This window comes from Acidovorax carolinensis, assembly GCF_002157145.1.
In the GTDB taxonomy this organism is placed as follows: domain Bacteria; phylum Pseudomonadota; class Gammaproteobacteria; order Burkholderiales; family Burkholderiaceae_C; genus Acidovorax; species Acidovorax carolinensis.
On sequence record NZ_CP021361.1, the window covers coordinates 4,025,661 to 4,040,550 of the forward strand.

The following is a 14,890-nucleotide window of genomic DNA, read 5'->3' on the forward strand; positions in this document are numbered from 1 at the left end:
ACCTACCATGATAGTGACGCGGGGCATTCCATGGGGGCGCCGCCCAGGTACCCCGCGCGCAGATCGCGGACAATCGAATGCTTTATCGCTTCTGCTGCCTCGGCCCCCTGGGCCAAACGGCCCTTTTGAGCGTGTCAGACACTACCGTGCCCCCCAAACCCCTTCGCCCACCCTTGCCGCCCCCGCCACGGCCATGACGCCGCTGGAACGCCGCTCCAGCATCAGCCTGGCGCTGATCTTTGCGCTGCGCATGCTGGGCCTGTTCCTCGTGCTGCCGGTGTTTGCCCTCGAAGCACGCAAATACCCCGGCGGTGACGACCCCGCGCTGGTGGGCTTGGCCATGGGCATCTATGGCCTCACCCAGGCCGTGCTGCAACTGCCGCTGGGCATGGCCTCCGACCGCTTCGGCCGCAAGCGCGTGATCGTGCTGGGCCTCTTGGTGTTTGCGGCGGGCAGCCTGCTGGCGGCGCTGGCCGATTCGCTCACCGGGCTGCTGCTGGGCCGCGCGCTGCAGGGCGCCGGGGCCGTGTCGGCGGCCGTCACGGCCCTGCTGGCCGACCAGACGCGCGACGCCGTGCGCACCAAGGCCATGGCGCTGGTGGGTGGCAGCATCGGCCTGATGTTTGCGGTGGCGCTGGTGGCCGCCCCGCTGCTGACGGCCCATATCGGCCTGGCCGGCCTGTTTGGCCTGACCTGCGCGCTGGCGCTGGCGGGTGTGGCCGTGGTGCTGTGGTGGGTGCCGGCCGAGTCGGCCGCGCACAAAAACGCACCGCGCGGCAGCGTGGCCGATGTGTGGCGCAACCCCGATCTGCTGCGCCTGAACCTGGGCGTGTTCGTGCTGCACACCGTGCAGTTGTCGATGTGGGTGGCCGTGCCCGCCATGCTGGTGCAGGCCGGGCTTACCAAAGACCACCACTGGCAGGTGTATCTGCCGGCCGTGGTGCTGTCTTTTGGGGCCATGGGCGGCCTGTTTGCGCTGGAGCGGCGCGGGCGCCTGCGCGGCGCCCTGCTGGGCGCGATTGCGCTGGTGCTGCTGGTGCAGGTGGGCCTGGGGGTGCTGGCGGTCAGCGGCGCCATGCCCACGCTGTGGGTGCTGGGGCCACTGATGTTCTTGTTCTTTTGTGGCTTCAATGCACTGGAGGCCAGCCAGCCCAGCCTGGTGTCGCGCATGGCGCCGGCGCCCGTGCGCGGCGCAGCGCTGGGCAGCTACAACACGCTGCAGTCGCTGGGGCTGTTTGCCGGCGGCGCACTGGGCGGCGCGCTGGTGAAATGGGCCGGCGCCCCGGGCTGTTTGCCACCACCGCCGCCTTGACCGCCCTGTGGCTGGTACTGACCTGGCCCCTGCGCCCCGTGGGCCGCAACACCGGCGGCGGGCACTGAAATACTGCATTGCCGCAGGGGTTGGCGCCGCCCCCGGTTGCGGCACAATGCATCTTTTTGGCGCCTGGAATTCCCTCACATCCGGCGCTTTTCATCCTTTGAAGGCAAAGACAGCACCATGGCATCCATCAACAAAGTCATCATCGTCGGCAACCTGGGCCGCGACCCTGAAATGCGCACCTTTCCCAGTGGCGACCAGGTGGCCAACGTGACCATTGCCACCACCGACAAGTGGAAAGACAAGCAGACCGGCGAAATGAAGGAAGCCACCGAGTGGCATCGCGTGGTCTTCAACGGCCGCCTGGCCGAAATCGTGGGCCAATACCTGCGCAAGGGCTCGCAGGTGTATGTGGAAGGCAGCCTGCGCACCCGCAAGTGGACCGACCAGGCCGGCATCGAGAAATACAGCACCGAAATCCGCGCCGACCAGATGCAGATGCTGGGCGGCCGCCAGGGCATGGGCGGCCAGGGTGGCGGCCATGACGACGGCGGTGGCTATGGCGGTGACGCCGGCGGCGGCTACGACCAGGCCCCACGCCGCGCCGCGCCCGCACCCATGCAGCAACGCCCGCAGCTCCCGCACCCCAGCCCGCGCCGGCCCCCGTGGCGCAGGCGCCACGCGCTGCGTCGGGTTTTGACGATATGGATGACGACATTCCGTTCTAAAACGAACTTCGTTGCGTTTTTGTTGATACCGAGCCCGTTCTCCGAGAGGAGGCGGGCTTTTTTTGTGCTCGCCGCCTGGGTACGTCAGAGTCCAGAGATGAACAGGGGGACTTTCTGCATTCGACGTCACTGCATCCGCGGCAACAGAGACTACCTGTCGCGAAGTTTGTGGGACGCATGAAACCATTTACCGGCCAATTGCCAACAGATTCCGGGTTTTTCTTCTGCTCTATATAGTTTTTATCTATCAGAAAAAGTAACAGTTCGAACTCAATAGCCCGAAAATCACCTCTTATCTATCCAGCACATCCCACAATTTGTAGCAAAAACCAGGCAGCAAACATAGCCGCAGTCCTGCCCCGCCTTTCTGACGAACCCGCCTTTGGAGCGCCATTCGCTCAAAAACCAAAAACTTCGCTCTTCTTACTTCATTGCGGCTTTTTATGCAGGCTGAAAAGCTCCCTGCCTCCTTCTTTCACACGCTTTTGAGCACCCATGTCCGGCGCATTGAACTGGTGTTCTGGTGCTTGTCCGTGGCCGCGTTTATTTACCTGGCCCTAATCCCGACCACGCAGCACGCGCAGGTGTTGATTTCGTTGGCGCTGCTGGCGGTGCTGGGCGGATGTTATTGGCTTGGCCGCCGCGTACACGACCCCCGGCGAAAGCGCCTTGTCCGGCTGACCATCATCATGCTGTGCGCCTTCTTGTCGCTGCGCTACATGCATTGGCGTGCCACCGATTCGCTGCCCATGCAATTTGGCCTGCTCTCCATGGTGTGCGGCCTGCTGCTGTTTGCCGCCGAGGGCTACGGATTTGTGAACATGCTGTTTGGTTTTTTCATCAATAGCGAGCCGTTTGTACGTCATTCGATTCCGTTGCCTGATGACGAAGATGCATTGCCGCATGTGGATGTCTACATTCCCACCTACAACGAAGACCCGGACATCCTTAGGCCGACGGTGATTGCCGCTACCCAAATGCACTACCCGCGCCACAAGCTGCATGTATATGTGCTGGACGATGGCGGTACCATCCAAAAACTCAATGACGAGAACCCCGCCAAAGCGGCAGCAGCACGAGAGCGTGCTCTCGAACTGAAGGCCATCGCACACCAGTTTGGCGCTGGCTACCTCACCCGTGAACGCAACCTGCACGCCAAGGCGGGCAACATCAACAGCGCACTGTCGAGCACGCAGGGTGAGTTGCTGCTGATTCTGGACTGCGACCACATTCCGACCGCCGATTTTCTGCAACGCACGGTGGGTTTTTTTCTGACTGATCCCCAGCTTTTTGTGCTGCAAACCCCGCACAACTTCGTCAGTCCGGATCCGGTGGAGCGCAATCTGGACACCTTTGCAAACTCTCCCGCCGAGAACGAGCTGTTCTACGACGTGATGCAGCCGGGGCTGGATTTTTGGGGCACGTCGTTCTTCTGCGGCTCGGCGGCGGTGCTGCGGCGCAGCGTCATCGACCAGCTTGGCGGCGTGTCGGGGCAGACCATCACCGAAGATGCCGAAACCACGCTGGATGCGCTGTCGCTGGGCTACAAGTCGGCCTACTACAACCGGCCCATGGTCTCGGGGCTGCAGCCTGAAACCTATTCGGGCTTCATCGTGCAGCGCGTGCGCTGGGGCCAGGGCATGCTGCAGATTTTTCTGCTGAAAAACCCTTGGAAGCAACCCCGGCTGACATTCACGCAGCGCCTTCTGTACACCAATTTCGCCTTCTACTGGGGCTTTGCCGGCGCCCGGGTGGTGATGCTGCTGGCGCCGCCGGCCTACCTGCTGTTCGATATCAACCTGTGCGACACCACGGCCGTGCAACTGCTGGCTTATTCGGTGCCTGCGCTGGTGGCATCGCTGGTGTCCACCCAGTTTTTCTACGGCCGCGTGCGCTGGCCCTTCATGTCGCAGCTGTACGAAATCGTGCAGTCGGTCTATGTGCTGCAGGGCCTGGCGGAGGTGGTACGCAAACCGCGCTCGCCATCGTTCAAGGTGACGCCCAAGGGCGAGGTGCTCAGCAAGAATTTCATTTCCTCGCTGGCCTGGCCGTTTTACCTATTGCTGATCCTTAACGTCCTGGGGCTGGTCTTCGGAGCGCTGCGCCTGTCGAGTGAACCCTGGAACGTGGGGGCCATCGGCTTCGTGCTGTTCTGGGCCGTACTGGACGCAGTGCTGCTGCTGGGCGTGCTGGGCATCACTTTCGAGCGACGCCAGTTGCGCTCGGAACCCAGGCTGCGCCTTGAGGAGCCCGTGCGGATGCAAATCGACGGCAGGGTGTTCGATGGGTCAACCCACAACGCCTCCGCATCCGGCCTCGCGGTGCGGCTGCGGCTCGCACCCGGTGATGCGGCACCGGTGGTATCACCAGGCATGCCCGTGGAAATTACCCTGCTCAACCGGTCTGCCAAGCTGCAGGGCCACCTTCAATCGTGCAGGCGCACCAGTGGTGAAGAGTTGAGCCTTGGACTGAAATACAGCCACAGTACTGCGGCCCAGGAACGCCTGGCCATTGACCTGGCCTTCGGCTCCAGCGAAACCTTGGTCAAAAACAACCAGCGCCGGCACGCGGGCCGAAGTGTGCTGGGTGGACTGCTGGCCGTTGTTCGTTTTGCACTCACCAATGGCCTTGGCCATTTGGTCTTTCTGGTGCGACAGCAAACTCCTCGCACGCGTGCAGCCATGCGCATTCTGCTATCCCCAAAAAATTCTCCATGATGCATCCCCCAGCGCTTACTTTCATCCATCGCCATGCCTGGATAGCGACCCGTTTCGCCGTTGTTGTAATGCCCATGGCCCTGGCGCCGTGGGCCATGGCGCAGAGCCAGCCCTTGCGTGACCTGACTCCGGCAGTCACGCGTGAGCGAACGGAGGCTGCTCCATTCACGATTGCGCTGTCACAGCTGACAGGCAATGACAAATCCGTGCGACTTGCAGGCGTGGCCTCCAGCATGAAGCTGTCGCTGCCCCTGCCCGCGCTGATGCAGGCGCAGGAGGTGCGGCTGGAGTTGTCGGGCACGGCATCGCGCGCCTTGACGGCGTCGTCGCAACTGGAGGTGGCGGTCAATGGCCGTGTCATCCGGCAGTTGGGCCTGGGCGGGGGGGCAGAGGGTTTTCGCCAATCCATCCCCATCCCGCTGACTGTGCTGCGCGAGGGGTTCAATGAGGTGCAACTCACCGTCGCACAGCACTACGCTGCCAGTTGCGAGTACCCCATGGCCTCGCAGTTGTGGACCGACATCCATCTACGCGATTCGCAGTTCGTGGTCTCGGCCACGCCCAAGGCCCTGCCCGCCAGGCTCGACCGGCTGGACGCCTTGTTCGACAAGGCGGTGCTCGCCGATGCGCCACAGGTCAGCGTCTTCACCGCCAAAGCACCCGAGGGTGCCGTGCTCAGCGCGGCAGGGCTGGTGGCCCAGGGGGTGGGCCACCGCTACGACTATGTGCCGGTGCGCATCTCCAGCGCGCGTTTTCCGCCTGCGCTGGCGCAGCTGGGCGCCGCGTTGCCAGCCCAAGCCCGGGTGGGCGTGGTGCTGGGCACTTTTGCCCAGCTGGCGACGTACCTGCAGGGGCTGGGTGTGCCCACCGACGCCGGCCCCGTGGTGGCCGTGCGCGCTTTGCCGGAGGACCCCACCCGTTTTGTCGTCATGCTGGCCGCGGCCACCGAAGCAGATCTTCCTGTGGCAGCCACTGCCTTTGCCCTGCAGCGCATGCCTTGGCCAGGCCGGACATGGGTGGCGGTGCGCGACCTGCAGTTGCCAGCGCAGAAAGAGCTGCGTGAGGCCACCGATGCACAGGAGGCGCTGACGCACGCGCAGCCGTTGAGCGCGCTCGGATACGCCACCACCACCTACAGCGGCCTGCCCACCGGCAGCGCCACGCTGCGCTTTTGGAACTCCAGCTGGCAAGGGCGCGTACAGCTGCGCCTGCACCTGAACTACGGCAGCGGCATGTCAGAGCAATCGGCCCTGAACGTGGTGGCCAATGGGGTGGTTCACGGCTCGATACCGCTCAACAACCCGGCCGGCGGGGTGTACACCAACTATGCCGTGACCGTGCCCACCGGCTCCTTGCGCGTGGGCTGGAACACGCTGGAACTGCAGCCCGTGCTGGTGCCGCAAACCAACGGCGGCGAATGCAAACCCTTCTTCCCGGGCAATCTGATCGCCACGATTTACGACGACAGCACGCTGCAGACCTTTGGCGGTAGCCCGCTCACGCGCCCCGACCTGGGACTGCTTGCCCGCGACGGGCGCAATCCCCAGATCGCCCCGCTGGGCGAGGGCATGGCCGTGCAGCTGACCGATGCCGAGGACGCCACCGTGGGGGCTGGCCTGACGCTGATGGCCAAACTGGCCCAGGTGCTGCGCACCTCCTTGCTGCGCGCATCGTTCCAGGTGGGCCCGGACGAAAAAGCCACCAACCGGCTTTGGGTGGGCACGATGGAGCGCCTGCCCGAGCAGGTGCGTGAGCGCACCGGGCTCAACAGCGCAAACCAGCTGGTGCTGAACGTGCCGGTGATGCAATCGGTCAAAGTGCCTGTCATGCAGGCCAATGGCACTTTGTCGCAGCTACAGGCGCTGATCCTGCCCGCGCCCAAGCCGCCCTTGGTGCTGGCTGCCCAGGTCACGCTAGACGATGCCCCTTCGCACCATGCCATCGCTGCCACCGTTTTCGATGGCGATCACCCCCTCACTGTGTTCACGGCGGCCAGCTCGGCCGACCTACAGGCGGGTATGCACGATGTGATCGACTATGGCCAATGGGCCCGATTGCGCGGGGGCATGGCATTTTGGCGACCAGGAGAACCCGTCAGGGCAGTGATCTCCGAGGACATGCCCTTCAGTGCCTACACTTTGCGCGGCAGTGTCGGGCTATTGGTTTCGCAGTATCCCTGGTGGTCCCTGGGGATCGTGTTGTCCCTGATCGCCGCGCTGGTGGGGCTGACGCGCGCGGTGTTGGCGCGTTACCGGCGGCGCAACCTGCCTGCGCAAACCCCGCGTCCATCCAAGAGCACCGCATGAAACTGCACCCCCTCTCCACCACCCTTCGGTACGCATGGTTGGCCGCGCTGCTGTGCGCGGGCGGCCTGGCGCAGGGCCAGGAAACGCAAAGACTGTTCATTGGCGGCAGCCAGGCCTCTTCGGCGGGTAGCTACACCTATGCCGGGCAGATCGCCCCGCTGGAAGGCGCGCGCGTGGGTCAGGGCTGGTTCCACAAAAGCGTCGCCAGCTGGCTGACCTACCGCTACGACACCGACGTCCAAGGCCTGCCAGTCCAGGCCCGCGCGGGCGCTGCGGGATTCGAGACCGGCTGGGGCTATGCCTGGGATGGCGACCGGCTCCAGGGCGACGTGGCGCTGTCAGTGGGCCTGCGCCACACGCGCCTGCGCCCCGATGCCGTACGTGCGAGCGGCGAGCACGGCACCCGCATTACGCTGACGCCGCAGATCTCTGCCCGCTATCTGATCACCCCCCAATGGGATGCCGACATGCTGGCGTCGTACAGCGCAGGCACACGCAGCCGCTTTGCCCGCGCCCGTGTGGGATGGCGACCCGCAGACACCGCCTGGCGCGTGGGGCTGGAGGCCACCCTGTCGCAGGGCAAGGACTACCGCACCGAGCAAGCTGGCTTGTTTGCCGGGCACTCCATCGGTGCAGGCTGGTTTCTCGAGATCAACGCGGGCCAGGCAAAACCCAGAGATGGCAAAAGCACCCCTTACATCGGGCTGTCTGCGTCGCTGGTGCGCTAATAGCGGGGCAGCAGCGCCCCAGTGGGCCCGAACCGGTAGCGCCCTTCCAGCGCCCCTTGGCCGAACAAGGCTAGCACTTGGTCGTAATAGGTGGGTGGGTGGCCCAGCAAGGCCGTGGCAAAGCGCGATGCCGGGCAGCCGTTGGCAGCGCGGCCTTCGCCCGCCGCACGCGTGGAGAGCACCACGCGCGTCAACTGCGCTGCCAGCTGCTCTTTTGCGCCCAGCGCCTGCAGATAGGGCAGCAGCGCCGCAGAAAACCCCGGGGGCGCCACCCCGGTGCCAGTGCCGTCGCTGGTACGCACCTTCTGCGGAGGCTGCGCATGGCCCGCAGCCAGCCAGCGGCGCATACCGCCCAGCAAACGCAGCAGCTGCGATCGGGCCGGGTCGGCGCCATGCAACAGCCCCGCCCACAGATAACTGCGAATCGCGTCATAGCTGCCCAGCGCCGGGCTGGTGGCCGTGGCATGCCAGCCCTGCGCTTCGCTGTATTCGACCCAATCGGGCACCAAACCATGCGGCGCCACGGCGCGCAGCATGGCCAGCGTGTTGTCGGCCACCTCACGCCAGGGTCTATCCGCGCGCAAGCTGGCAAAGTAGCGCAACTGGTGCACGGGCAAATAGCTGGGGTTGAAACGCCAGCGCGCCGCGTCGGTCTGAAAGCCCAGCGGGCCCGGCAGCAGCATCCAGCCCAGGCCGGGCAGACGCACCAGCTCAGTGGCCTCGATGCGCGCGAGCAGCGCCTGCGCCAGCAGCCCGTAACTGGGCATGTCCCACAGCCGGGCTGCCTCGAACAAGGTATAGGCCAGCCACAGGTCGGCATCCGAGGCGGCATTGGCATCCACCAAAGACCACTCGCCGCTGTCATGCCGGCCCCAGCGCCAGCCCGGCAGGCGGGCCGTCAGGTCGCCGTCCGCCAGGTGGCGCTCGGTCCAGCGCAGCAAGGTATCAAAGCGACCGCGCTCGTTAGCCACCAGGCAAAAAAACAAGGCGTAGGCCTGGCCCTCGGACGTGGTGTAGCGCGTCTGGTGCTGGTCATCGATCACCCGCCCATCGGCCTGGACAAAGCGCTGCACAAAGGCCTGCCACAGCGGCCAGGCGGGACAGGGCAGCGCCGCCTGCGGTGCAGCGCGGGGCGCCGCTGCCGCCAGCAGCGGCCACAGCAGACCGGCCCCGGCCAGGCTGCGCCGGCGCAGGCCTGCGCCCTGTCCCTCCAAGGGCGCCAACACAGCGCCGCCACCGCAGTCCCCTGCGTCGGCAGACACTGAGGTGGCGCCTGGCATCACACCATGCCCGCAATCACGCCGCCGCCCAGGCAGACATCGCCGTCGTACAGCACGGCGCTTTGCCCCGGTGTCACGGCCCATTGCGCATCGGAAAAATCCAGCTGAAAACCCTGCTCAGTGGTCTGCGCCAGCGTGCAGGGCGCATCCTGCTGGCGGTAGCGCGTCTTGGCGGCATAGGCGCCGGGCGCGGGCGCATGGCCGGCGCACCAGCTGGCATCCTGCGCATCGAGGTGGTGTGACAGCAGCCAGGGGTGGTCGTGGCCCTGCACCACGCGCAGCACGTTTTTTTCCATATCCTTGCGCGCCACAAACCAGGGCGCGTGCTCACCCACGCCGCGCTGGCCCCGGTCCAGGGCCGCCTTCAGCTCGGCGCCCTTGGCCTTCACGCCGCCAATGCCCAGGCCCTGGCGCTGGCCCAGCGTGTAAAAACTCAGGCCCACATGCTTGCCCAGCGTGCGCCCCCGGTCGTCCTGGATGGGGCCCGGTGCATGGCTGATGTAGCGGTTCAAAAACTCGCGAAACGGCCTCTCGCCAATAAAGCAGATGCCGGTCGAATCCTTCTTCTTGGCATTGGGCAGGCCAATTTCCTCGGCAATGCGGCGCACCTCGGTCTTTTGCAGCTCGCCCACGGGGAACAGCGTTTTGGACAGCTGCGCCTGGTTCAGTCGGTGCAAAAAGTAGCTTTGGTCCTTGGACGGGTCCAGCCCCTTGAGCAGCTCGAACAGGCCCGATGCCGGGTTCTGCCGCACGCGCGCGTAGTGCCCCGTGGCGATCTTCTCGGCACCCAGGCGCATGGCGTGGTCCAGGAAGGCCTTGAACTTGATCTCGGCGTTGCACAGCACATCGGGGTTGGGTGTGCGGCCGGCCTGGTACTCGCGCAGGAACTCGGCAAACACCCGGTCTTTGTAGTCGGCCGCGAAGTTGACATGTTCGATCTCGATGCCAATCACGTCGGCCACGGCGGCAGCGTCCACGAAGTCGATGTTGGACGAGCAGTATTCGCTGTCGTCGTCATCTTCCCAGTTCTTCATGAAGATGCCGACCACCTCGTGGCCTTGTTGCTTGAGAAGGTGGGCGGTGACGGCGGAATCGACCCCGCCGCTCAGGCCCACCACGACGCGTTGCTTTTTCATGCGCAGGATTATCCGGCTATCGCCATACAACCGTGGTGTGCTATTAATATAGTAGCTATTGGCGCTTTATGAATATAGGTTGAAGGCTGTTTTAATCAAAAATTAGCAACAGATTTCCGCCCATGTTTGCGCAGGAGCCAGCGGCGGCAGGCAGAACCAGCCGCTGAAATTCATCCCTCAGGCTTTCTTCGGTCATGTGCCTTGCCAGGACAATCAAGGCCACCGAACTCATACCAAGGACGACGATGGCATTGCCCGATGGTCTGTACGACCTGTTGTTGACCGAGGGCGTGGCCCGATCTCTCGCTGTGCTGGACCCGTCTCGGGCCGATGTGTCGGAGTTGAAGGGTGGAGCGGCCGAGTTTCTGACCGACGCCATTGCACGGCAACTCGCGACCCTCCTCGACGACATGTCCGGTGAAGGTGCCGACAAAGTCAAAGCGCAACTGGAACTGGTCAATGGACTGCTGGTCATGCTGCGCCAGCGGCTGGCCGGTGGAGATGGCGCGGTGGTCACCGGTGCATCTGCGGATGTCATTGATTTGGTTGCGTCTCCGTTGCGGGTCCTCAGGGCAGTCCGGCGTGATCAACAGTTTCCGGCGTCGCCGGAAATTGGACTGGCGGTGCCCTGGCTCTTTACCGCCGGAAAAGGCTCACCTTCGTTGCTGCAGGAAATTCGCCGTGAATTGGCATCCAGCGACCAAGTGGACATCCTGGTCAGCTTCATCACCGTGTCTGGCGTCCGCAAGCTGCAGGATGTGCTACAGCAGATCACGGCCATGGGTGCTCAACAAAAGGCACCAACGCAACCCAAGACCCGCCTGCGCATCCTCACCACCACCTACACCGGCGCGACCGAGGCGCGTGCGCTGGACGAGCTGGCGCGCCTGCCTGGGTGCGAAGTGCGCGTCTCGCTCGATGGCCGGCGCACCCGTCTGCATGCCAAGGCCTGGCTGTTCCAGCGCAAGACAGGCTTCGGTTCGGCGTATGTGGGCAGCGCCAACCTGTCGGGCGCCGCGCTGACCGGCGGTCTGGAGTGGACCGTCAAGCTGACCCAGCGCGCGCAAGAGGCCCTGTTTGCCCGTGCCGTGGCCCATTTCGAGACGCTGTGGGCCGACAGCGAGTTTCAGCGCTACGACCCGGACAACGTTGAACACCGGCAGGCCCTGGCAGCGGCGCTGGGCCGCGAATCGTTTGGCGGTGAGCCTGCGGCCGCGATCAGTTTCTTTGATCTCCAGCCCAAGACCTATCAGCAGGAGATGCTGGAGCAGTTGGCCACCGAGCGCGCCCATGGCCGTAGCCGAAACCTCTTGGTGGCGGCTACCGGCACGGGCAAGACGATGGTGGCCGCGTTCGACTACCGCATCACCTGCCGCAGCGAAGGCGGGCGCCCGCGCCTTCTGTTTGTGGCCCACCGCGAGGAAATCCTGCGCCAGGCCCTGCGCACCTACCGCGAGGTGCTGCGTGCCCCCGATTTCGGTGAGCTGCTCACCGGCAGCCACCAACCCGAGCGCTGGGACCATCTGTTTTCCACCATCGACAGCCTGACCAGTCGCGATCTTGTGGCCAGTGTGGGTGCCGACCACTGGCACACGGTCGTGATCGATGAATGCCACCGTCTGGCGGCCGACCGGTTTGACGCTTTTGCCAAAGCTGTTCGGCCCAGCGTGTTGCTTGGGCTGACGGCAACGCCCGAGCGCAGCGACGGCCAACCCATCGCGCAGTATTTCGATGCACGGCCCGACGGCAGCCCGGCGGTTGAGCTGCGGCTGTGGCATGCGCTGGACCTGCAGCTGCTGGCGCCGTTTGAGTACTACGCCTGCGACGACACCACCGACTTCTCGGAAGTGCCTTGGGACCGACCGGGAGAGAGGGAGGCGGTGGATAACCTGGTCACAGGCAACGACATTCGCGCCCGGCTGGTCATCAACGAATGGCGCCGCTTGGCGTCCGATGCCAAGCGGTCGCGGGCCATTGTTTTCTGTGTGTCGGTGGCGCACGCCGAGTTCATGACGGACTGGCTCAATCGCGCGGGTCTGCCCGCTGCCTGTGTGGTCGGTACGACGCCGAGCGAAGAGCGGCGCCGCGCGCCTCAACGCTTGGCGCAAGGCGAGCTGTGCGCGCTGGTCACGGTCGATCTCTACAACGAAGGCATCGACCTGCCGATGGTGGACACGCTGTTGTTGCTGCGGCCCACGCAAAGCCCGGTGCTTTTCCAGCAGCAGGTGGGCCGCGGCCTGCGTTTGGCGCCCGGCAAGGAAAGCTGTCTTGTGCTCGACTTTGTCGGCCAGCACCGGACCGAGTTTCGGTTTGACCGTTTGCTGTCGAGCCTGACCGGCTTGTCGCGCCGTGAGCTGACGGACGGTGTGGAGAACGGCTTTGGCAGCTTGCCGCCCGGCTGTCACATTCACCTGCAACGCCAGACGCGAGAGCAGGTTTTACAAGGCCTGCGGGCCCTGATAGCGCAGAACTGGCGTCGCCTGAAAACTGAGCTACAGACCTACGCAGCACTGCGTGGCCGCTCCGCTGTGAAGTTGGCCGATTTTCTGCACGACCAGTCGCTGGAGCTGGAAGACATCTACCGCGCCAGCATTGGCCAAGGCCGCAGCGGCTGGACGGCACTGCAACGCGACGCGGGATTGATGGTTGCCGAACCCGGCCCGGAGGAGGACTACTTCAGCCGCCGCTTTGGTGACCTGCTGCATGTGGATGATCCGCGCCGGCTCGACGTGATGACCGCTGTCGGTGCGCGCCAAGACCCCTCACTGGCGCTCAATGCAGAGCAAGCCTTGGGTGTGCAAATGCTGGCGTACCAGATTGATGGGCGCCATGACCAGGCCGCCGGGCACGATGCCTTCATGGAGCGCATGGCGCGCCATCCCGCCATTGCGGCCGAGCTAGTGGAGTTATCTGCACTGCTGCAGGCCCGCAGCACTTTGGGCGCGCATCCCGTGCCCGGTCTCGAAGACACGCCCCTGTGCCTGCACGCCGCTTATGGCGTGCGCGAAATACTCACCGCAGTGGGCTGGCTGACAGCGTCGCGACGTGTGCCGTTTCAAGCTGGCACCTTGTCGCTGCTCAACCGCAAAACCGAACTGTTGTTCGTCACGCTCGACAAGAGCGAGGGTTACCACGACCGCATCGCGTACCACGACTACGCGATCAGCGCCGAGCGTTTCCATTGGCAAAGTCAGAACAGCGCAGGCCCGGACACACCAGGTGGCCGCCGCTACCTCGAAAGCGCGACCAATGGCTGGCAATTCCAACTTTTCGTGCGGCCGCGCAAGGGTGAGGCCTACCGCGCCTGCGGCCCCGTGGCGCTGGAGTCGGCCGAGGGCGATCGACCCATGAGCATCGTCTGGCGATTGCGCAATCCGTTGCCCGCGCGACTGTTCCGAGAGTTCAGTGTGTTACGCGGGATGTAGCACTGCCGTCAAAAAAAGGATTCCCATGGAACTGCGCCAACTCCGCTACTTCGTCCGCATCGTCGAACTCGGCTCCATGGGCCGCGCCGCGCTCGACCTGAACATGGTGCAGTCGGCCCTGAGCCAGCAGATCAGTCGCCTGGAGGGGGAGCTCAGCACCCGGCTGCTGCAGCGCACCGCCAAGGGCGCCGTGCCCACCGAGGCCGGGCTGGCCTTTTTCCGCGAGGCGCAACTGGCGCTGCGCCATGCCGACCAGGCCGCGCGCGCGGCGCAGCAGGCGCGCCTAACGGGCAGCGTGAGCGTGGGCCTGTCGCCCACCACCGCGTCGGTGCTGGGCGTGCCGCTGATGCGCGCCATGCACGAGCGCTACCCCGATGTGCGGCTGCATATGGTGGGCAGCCTCTCGGGCCACCTCTCGACCATGCTCAACGCGCGCCAGCTCGACCTAGCCGTGTTGTTCGACACGCAGCCGGCGCGCCGCTGGAGCGTGCTGCCGTTGCTGGAGGAGCGCCTTTTTTTGATCCGCTCAGCCCACCACCCCGCCCCGCAGCCCCTGCCGCTGCCGACAGGCAAGGTGGCGCTGGCGCAGTTGGGTGATGAGCCGCTGATCCTGCCCACCGGGCCGCATGGCCTGCGCAGCCGGCTGGATGCCGCCTTTGCCCAGGCCCGCGTGACGCCGCGCATGGCCATGGAGATCGATTCGCTGGCGCTGCTGATGGATGCGGTGGACATGGGGCTGGGCAGCACTATCCAGCCCTGGGCCGCCGTGGGCCGCTACCCCGATGCGGCGCAGCGCTTTGTGCTGACCGAAATCGAGGATGGCCCGGCCTACCGGCCCGCCGCGCTGTGCAGCCTGTCGGACGACGAGCTCTCGCCCGCCGCGCTGGCGGCGCGCGTGGTGCTGGGCGACTGCGTGCGCGAGCTGGTGCAGTCGGGCCGGTGGGTGGGAGCCACGCTGGTCTGACCCCGAGGGGCTGGTCTTACCGGGAGTCAGCCCATCACGATTCGTGATGGGGTCATGCCGGGCAACCCCTGCGCAAGCGGGGGCATTCTTTCTACATTCAAGGATGAACTGCATAACCCCCGCGAGTCGGTGCTAGTGCGGATCGGGATGGGCCACAAGGCGCCTTTTTGCGGCCAATAGCTCGGCTATTGTCAAGAAGAGCAACGCAGTGGACCGCCCGAGGCCGCGCTACCAACGGCCGCAGGGAGCTATGCAGGTCATCCTTAACCCCATGAATGAAGAGAACTG

General features: G+C 65.0%; 7 protein-coding genes and 2 pseudogenes. 7 read left to right on the top strand and 2 right to left on the bottom strand.

What is annotated here, in order from left to right:
- The first annotated feature begins 193 nt into the window (after window positions 1–193).
- The 5 genes and pseudogenes from CBP34_RS18900 to bcsS all read left to right on the top strand — a co-directional run bounded on the left by CBP34_RS18900 (window position 194) and on the right by bcsS (window position 7,797).
- Window positions 194–1,380: pseudogene (locus tag CBP34_RS18900) on the top strand (MFS transporter).
- Window positions 1,381–1,498: 118 nt separating this feature from the next.
- Window positions 1,499–2,046, top strand: a pseudogene (gene ssb, locus CBP34_RS18905) (single-stranded DNA-binding protein).
- 485 nt (window positions 2,047–2,531) lie between these two features.
- Window positions 2,532–4,763 (top strand): UDP-forming cellulose synthase catalytic subunit, encoded by a 2,232-nt coding sequence (gene bcsA, locus CBP34_RS18910; protein ID WP_157896513.1) that lies wholly within the window; start codon window positions 2,532–2,534, stop codon window positions 4,761–4,763.
- Window positions 4,760–7,069, top strand: a complete 2,310-nt coding sequence (locus tag CBP34_RS18915) for a cellulose biosynthesis cyclic di-GMP-binding regulatory protein BcsB (RefSeq protein ID WP_094098928.1) — start codon at window positions 4,760–4,762, stop codon at window positions 7,067–7,069. The genes bcsA and CBP34_RS18915 overlap by 4 nt, the downstream gene beginning before the upstream one ends.
- A complete protein-coding gene (gene bcsS, locus CBP34_RS18920) occupies window positions 7,066–7,797 on the top strand; it encodes a cellulose biosynthesis protein BcsS (RefSeq protein ID WP_094098929.1) in 732 nt (243 codons plus the stop codon). The genes CBP34_RS18915 and bcsS overlap by 4 nt, the downstream gene beginning before the upstream one ends.
- On the opposite strand, the gene bcsZ is transcribed toward bcsS, so the two are convergent.
- Both bcsZ and mnmA read right to left on the bottom strand, forming a co-directional pair.
- Entirely contained in the window at window positions 7,794–9,059 is a 1,266-nt protein-coding gene (gene bcsZ / locus CBP34_RS18925; protein WP_236748469.1) for a cellulose synthase complex periplasmic endoglucanase BcsZ, read from the bottom strand. The genes bcsS and bcsZ overlap by 4 nt on opposite strands.
- A gap of 17 nt (window positions 9,060–9,076) precedes the next feature.
- On the bottom strand, window positions 9,077–10,213 hold the full coding sequence (gene mnmA, locus CBP34_RS18930; RefSeq protein ID WP_094098931.1) for a tRNA 2-thiouridine(34) synthase MnmA: 1,137 nt from the start codon (window positions 10,211–10,213) through the stop codon (window positions 9,077–9,079).
- Between the two features lie 245 nt (window positions 10,214–10,458).
- Here mnmA and CBP34_RS18935 point away from each other — a divergent pair, with 245 nt between their 5' ends.
- Together CBP34_RS18935 and CBP34_RS18940 are read left to right on the top strand one after the other, a co-directional pair.
- Window positions 10,459–13,638, top strand: a complete 3,180-nt coding sequence (locus tag CBP34_RS18935; RefSeq protein WP_094098932.1) for a DEAD/DEAH box helicase — start codon at window positions 10,459–10,461, stop codon at window positions 13,636–13,638.
- Window positions 13,639–13,663: 25 nt separating this feature from the next.
- Entirely contained in the window at window positions 13,664–14,602 is a 939-nt protein-coding gene (locus CBP34_RS18940) for a LysR family transcriptional regulator (protein ID WP_094098933.1), read from the top strand.
- Window positions 14,603–14,890 lie beyond the last annotated feature (288 nt).